1 pseudogene is annotated in these 264 nt (G+C 60.2%); it reads right to left on the minus strand.

What is annotated here, in order from left to right:
* A pseudogene (locus HMPREF2726_RS14045) lies at positions 1-264 on the minus strand (RHS repeat protein); the annotation flags it as partial.

Below are 264 nucleotides of genomic sequence, written 5' to 3' on the forward strand. Positions count from 1 at the left end.
AGGTCGTGCCGTTGTAGGTTTTCAGGCGGTTGTCGGTGATGACGGAGCGGTCGTCTGAAAGCAGCGCAGCCGTTTTGCCCTCTCCCCAACCCTCTCCCCAACCCTCTCCCACGGGAGAGGGGGCAGGGTATGGTTTGACCTTTTCCGTCGGGATGTCGAGGATATTGTGCGCGGGGTCGAAGGCGAATAGTTCGCTGCCGGCTTTGGTGATTCGACCGAGTTTGTCGTACTCGAAATGCGTCGTTCCCGTCCGCTGGTCGGTGC

This window comes from Neisseria sp. HMSC074B07 (assembly GCF_001810355.1).
In the GTDB taxonomy this organism is placed as follows: Bacteria; Pseudomonadota; Gammaproteobacteria; order Burkholderiales; family Neisseriaceae; genus Neisseria.